We start from the raw sequence: 5,997 nt of genomic DNA on the forward strand, positions 1-5,997 counted from the left end.
GGCATCCTTTGTCGTAAAGTAGGGCGTAAAAAGACGCTTTAGTATGTCATCAGGGATGCCTCCACCGTTGTCTGATATTTCGACCCTGACGTTGCCGTTGAGAGAGTATAGTTCGATGAATATCTCTCCCCTTGTCGCTCTACTGTACAGCCCCTTGTCCCTGCTTGCCGTGATTGCATCTCTTGCGTTGTTTATTAGGTTGAGGACTACGTGTTTGAACTCGTTCTGATAACCGTAGACGATAAAGCCCTCCTCACATTCACATATCTCTATGCAGTCGTGTTTAAACAGCAGCTTTTTTCTGTCCTTCTCTTTGCACTCCAATTTTATTTCCAGGTTGTCTTTATTGACCATAAAGGAGATCAGTCGCAGGATATCCTTTATGGCGTGTGAGACGTTAAATGCGGTTTTTTCCTTTGAAGGTTGCAGGAAATTCCTGAAGTCGTTTATTGTTTCGGACATAAACATGACTTGCCCGTTTATCTTGTCCGTCATCTGTGATATGTAGTCTTTGTTGATTTCGCCAAAATCATAGGCGTCCTTAAAGTCCATAGTCATTACGCTTATGGCATTGAGGGGTTGCCGCCACTGATGCGCTATTGCCCCGATCATTTCACCCACCGCCGCCATCTTGGACTGCTGAATGAGCAATTGCTCCTTGTGTTGACGCACCGTGATCTCTTGATCAACACGCAGCTCAAGCTGTCTGTTAAGCTCCTGTAGCTCATCCTCACGGTGTTTGAGTTGCCGGAAGATTATGTCAAATGGCATCTTTAGCCCCGTCACTACAATTGCCCTATAATACAGAAAAAAAGACACTATCTTTAGTATGTGACCGGTAAAGTTAAAGATATCATATGGTGATGAATAGAAGGTGAACATGAGTTCGGTCAGGATCGTGACCATGATAGCGTAACTCATCAGTCTGAACACCCTGGGGGTGAATTCGTTGCGGTTTTTGCGTAATATCAAAAAGGCAATCACGAGTATCAACGAAATAACATATTCGCTTGTTTTTTTAAACGGTGTCAATCCCCTGCCGTCTACAAAGCATGTCGGAAACACATCCCAGAAGAGTATGGCGCCAAGAACGATAAACAGGAGAACAGAATATGTAGCAAACACCACATTGATGTTTATCTTTCGCTTGAAAAACAAGGGCGCCACAACCAATGACATGCTTTCGAGATAACGCGCCGCAATCCACAGGCTTGCCGCCCGATTGACCTCGTCATGTCCTATAAAGACCCCCAGCCCCTTATAGGCAAGCGTGTGAACCATGTCCAGGATGGCGATGAACAGAGACGCTATCCCGATAAACAGCAGATAGTCGTTCTCCATCCACTTCCTTGAGTTGTAGGCAACAACAAAGATAGAACATGCCACGATGATGCTGAATATCTCTGCTATGCTGTGAAACATCAGGTAGTGATTAAACAATGCCATTATTGATAAGTAACCGAGCATAAGTAACTATAGCAGGAAGAAGGGGTCAAGGGGGCTGGCCCCCTTGCGGGGGGTTCTAAAGGGGGGCGGAGCCGCCCCTTTCTTCTTCTCTTCTGCTCACATGCAGACACGTCTGACCTGTTTTATGTCCGTCAGGCCCTGGATGACCTTGTCTACGCCGTCCTGAAAGAGGGTCTTCATGCCGTCAACAATTGCCTGTTCTCTGATGACTTCCATCAGGGCCTTTTTCTGGATCAGCTTTTTGATTGGAGTCGTGCCAACTAGCAGCTCGTGAATACCTGCCCTGCCCCTGTAACCGGTGTTGTTGCACTTGTTACAGCCCTTGGCCTTGTAAAGGGTAAACTTGTCGTCATAGGTGACGCCAAGCTCAGGGAACGCTTGCCTGCCATAGGCCTCCACCAGCTCATCGAACTCGTCTTTTGCGGGGCGATAAGGCTGTTTGCAGTCCTTACAGAGTGTACGCACCAGACGCTGCGCCAGGACACCCAGGAGCGCATCGGCAAAGTTAAACGGGTCAAGCCCCATGTCAATCAACCTGGTAATGGTCTCCGGGGCACTGTTGGTGTGCAGCGTGCTAAAGACAAGATGCCCCGTCAGCGAGGCCTCAATACCAGTGGCCGCAGTTTCATGGTCTCTCATCTCACCAACCATGATAACATCAGGGTCGGCCCGGAGAAACGCCCTCATGGCACGGGCAAAGTCAAACTTTATCTTGGGCTTGACCTCCACCTGACACAGACCATACTGCGTGATCTCAACGGGGTCTTCGGCTGTCCATATCTTTGTCTCAGGGACGTTGATATGCCCCAGGGCACTGTGCAACGTGGTCGTCTTACCGGAACCCGTCGGCCCCACCACCAGCACCAGACCATAGGGCTTGGACACTATGCTTTTGAGTTCCGTCAGATTTCTCTCCGACAACCTCAGGGCATTGAGTGGCATCGGCTCACTGGCAGCCAGTATTCTCATTACAACGGCCTCGCCACCTACCGTGGGAAGGGTCGCAACACGAAGCTCGATCTGTTTGTCCTTATACGTAAACTTTATCTTGCCGTCCTGGGGCATACGCCGCTCGGCAATATCCAGGCTCGACATGATCTTGAGCCTCGACACGAGGGCGTTGTTATGCGAATAGGGTATTTCGATGTGCCTCATACAGGCACCGTCAACCCTGTAGCGGATATCCACCTTCTTTTTCATCTTACTTGGCTCTATATGTATGTCCGAGGCACCCTTTTCATAGGCGTCGATTATTATCTTGTTTGCCAGCCTGACAATTGCCCCCGCATTCTCATCCAGGTTGCTGTCGGTTCTGTCGGCATCATCCTCCTCTCTGATCTCAAGCTCACTGAGTATGTCAGAGACGGAGGATGTAGGCTTTGCGGCATACTCAGTGTCCTTTTCAAGTGAGTTGATGAACTTGCTGATATCCTCTTTCAGGGCAATGTTAAACTCATAGTCGTCGGCCTTAATGAGGCCCTTTATCTCACTTATCTTCATGTCGTTGGGACTGTCAATGGCAATAACCACCTTGCCCCCTGTTGCCGATATGGGTATCCAGTTGGCATTTTTGAGGTAGGTGAGATTAAGCCCCTTGGCTATGTCCCTGGGGATAAAGTATTTGTCTGAGTACTCTATGAACTTGTAGCCATACGATTGACTCAGGGCAGCGCCGATGTCCTTCTTCTGTACCTTGAACTCCTCCATGAGGACAACTTCTATCTCTTTTTTGCGTTCTCTGGCTGCTATAATTGCCCGCTTGAGTTCCTCCTCAGTGATGATGTTTTGCATGACAAGGTAGTTAAAGCGCGTGGTGAGCATTTTTGACTGATTGCGAAAGGCGATACCCAGGATGCGCGCTATCTCAACGATATTTTTTTCGTCATCTTTGCTGAAGGCCTCTTCTTCTTTCTTGTTTATCAGTTGGATGACCCCAAAGAGCCTGTTTTCAAACCGTATTGGAGTTGCAAGTATCTGTTTGGTTCTGAAGCCGGTTTTTTTGTCCCAGTTGCTGTCAAACGTCAGGCGCGGATTCATGCTATTGAGCATGGCCGTGTCGTAGACGTCGGGGATATTTATGGTCTCCAGCGTGTAGGCTACATATCCGGCAAGGCTCGAGGCGGATATGGGGAGTCTGATGCGCTTGATCTCTGCCCCCACCAGGTGCTTTGAGTACAGCTCGTTTCTCATGGGGTCTATCGCATAGATGGTTATGCGTTCGGCGTCAAAGAGTCCCAGGATATCGCTTATCAGTCTGATGAATATCTCATCTATGTTGCTGACCGAGTTGATCTTGTTGGTAACAGTCTTCAGGCGCTCATTGTACTGGAGCTTTTTTTCTAATTCCTGTACCTTTGTGATATCTTCTTTTTTCATTATCCATTTACACGGAAGTCTTAATATTAAGCCTCTATGACGCTATGGCGTTTCGTGTAATCTCCTCGGCCTTCTTAAACATGATATCTTTTTCCTTTTCCGAACGTGTTTCGATGTAAAACCTGACCTTTGGTTCCGTCCCGGATGGTCTGATCAGCAACCATGAGTCATCGTTGAAGATAATCTTGGTGCCGTCAAGGGTGATGATTTCCTTGATGGTCTTTGTCACGGCGCCAAAGCTGACGGTAGAGCCAACCTTCATGGCATCCTTGATGCGTGCGAGCTTATCCAGCAGCGGCTTGCCCACCAGCGAACGGTCAACGGAGACACCGGACCTGTCCGGATAAAAGTACCCAAACTCCTTCTGCACGGCAGCAAAGTACTCTCCGATGTTCATCCCCGTGGTAGCCATCATGTCAATTGCCGCCAGCAGGCCAAATATGGCGTCCTTTTCGAGCGTATGATTGTAACCGGAGATGCCGTCGCTCTCCTCAAAGGCGATGATGGCCTTGTCATCAGGGGCTGCCGTAGAGAGCATATATGGTCTGAAGTTCTTAAAGCCCACCATGGTCTCTCGTATGCCGATGCCAAGTTGTTTGGCTATTGCGTTTGCGAAGTTGCTCGTGGCCACGGACTTTGTCACCACGCCGGAGAGCCCCTTGTACTTGCAGAAGAAATGCAGGGCCAGGGCACCAAAGGAGTTCATGGGCAGTTCGGTATAGCCATCGGTAAAGCGTATTCTGTCGCCATCGGGGTCTATGATGACGCCGAGCTTGAGGGCGGCCTTGCTCTGTCTCAGGGCTTCGGTGACGGGCTTCATGTTTTCCTGGGAAGGCTCGGGGGCTATGCCGCCAAAGAGATTGTCATCCGTGGTTCTCATGTACTGAATCTTGGGGCTGTCTCCGAGGAGCCTGTTGGGTCTGCCGCGGGAGGCGCCGTGTATGTGGTCGATGCAGATAAAGACGTCTGCTTTTGCTATGAACTGTCTGAGTTTGGCTATATCGAAGGTCTTCTTCCTGTCCACGAACTTTTGGTAGAGCGATATCGGGTCGATTCTCTCATACTCGGAGGGTTGATGTTCGGGGATGATTACCTTTTTGGTCATCATATCGTTGCTGAGTTGTTCGATGACCTTTGTGATCTCTGCCCCGGCAGGGCCGCCATCGGAGGGGTTGAACTTGTACCCTGCCCATGTGGCGGGGTTGTGCGATGGCGTGAGGTTTATCGATGCGGCCCCGGAGAGTTCCTCAAGGGCGGATGAGAACTCCGGAGTGGTCGTTTCTCCGCTGTAGTAGACCTTTATGCCGTGTTTGTTCAGAAGTCCTATGACGATCCTGGCAAATTCCGGTCCCAGGAACCTGTTGTCATGGCCTACGATGACGCCACGTTTTTTTATCTCCTCAAAGTCTTTGACTCCCAGTGCCCGCATGACATCAGGCTCCTGAGCCTTAAACATATCAATGATTGCAGTGGTGACGATCCTCAGGTTGTTAAACGTGTAGTCGATACCGATCTCACCTCTCCAGCCCGACGTCCCGAAGACGACATTGGTGGTGTCCTGACTGTTTCTGGCAAACTGTTCTATTTCGGACAGTAGTCCTCTATTTTCATTAGGGGAAGACAGTATAGCCTTCCAGCACTCCCTGGCGCTGTTATACATATAAATTATACCTCCTGAGTTTCTTTTAGCTCCTTACAAAAAGATAACAATCGACCCTTGCAAATTCCGGTCGCTATAATAGTATCTATAAATGCCATTATATTTGTCAACATAGAAAAGCTACCGGGTGCATAAACTTTCCGCTGGTAAGTAACTTAGCATAAACATGTATAACATCACCAGCCTTATGGGGTCAAGGGGACTTCTTCGTGCCCGGGGCGGCTCGCCCCTCCCCTTGCGGGGGGGGCTGAAGGGGGGCGGAGCCGCCCCTTTCTTTCTTTAATTGGGTGAATTACGTTATAGTTACTTATGCTCTTCTGCTTAGTAGGAGTAATCTATGTGACCAATGGGTCAGCAAGAGGGCACAGCAGCCTCTTTCTTGTTCTTACGGTCAAGGACTATTGCCCTACTCTCAATCCTTACCGGATGAAAAGCCTCATTAAGGTAACAATGAAACCAGCCTGCGCCACCATCATTGCAGCCACCCACTTGAG

The 5,997-nt window shown here is 49.3% G+C and carries 3 protein-coding genes; all 3 read right to left on the bottom strand.

What is annotated here, in order from left to right:
- Positions 1-1,446, bottom strand: a 1,446-nt coding sequence (locus tag HWQ67_RS11645) for an MASE3 domain-containing protein (RefSeq protein ID WP_218252861.1), incomplete at its 3' end; no start/stop codon positions are given.
- Positions 1,447-1,563: 117 nt separating this feature from the next.
- Positions 1,564-3,843 (bottom strand): GspE/PulE family protein, encoded by a 2,280-nt coding sequence (locus HWQ67_RS11650; protein WP_218252862.1) that lies wholly within the window; start codon positions 3,841-3,843, stop codon positions 1,564-1,566.
- Between the two features lie 34 nt (positions 3,844-3,877).
- Complete coding sequence (locus HWQ67_RS11655) at positions 3,878-5,503, bottom strand: hypothetical protein (RefSeq protein WP_218252863.1); 1,626 nt, start codon at positions 5,501-5,503, stop codon at positions 3,878-3,880.
- Between the last annotated feature and the right edge of the window lie 494 nt (positions 5,504-5,997).

It is taken from the genome of Candidatus Magnetobacterium casense (assembly GCF_019173545.1).
Taxonomy (GTDB): Bacteria; Nitrospirota; Thermodesulfovibrionia; order Thermodesulfovibrionales; family Magnetobacteriaceae; genus Magnetobacterium; species Magnetobacterium cryptolimnobacter.

Excerpts from the sequence above, each read along its gene's own strand:
- HWQ67_RS11650 (WP_218252862.1), bottom strand. The coding sequence starts at position 3,843 with ATGAAAAAAGAAGATATCACAAAGGTACAGGAATTAGAAAAAAAGCTC.
- HWQ67_RS11655 (WP_218252863.1), bottom strand. The coding sequence starts at position 5,503 with ATGTATAACAGCGCCAGGGAGTGCTGGAAGGCTATACTGTCTTCCCCT.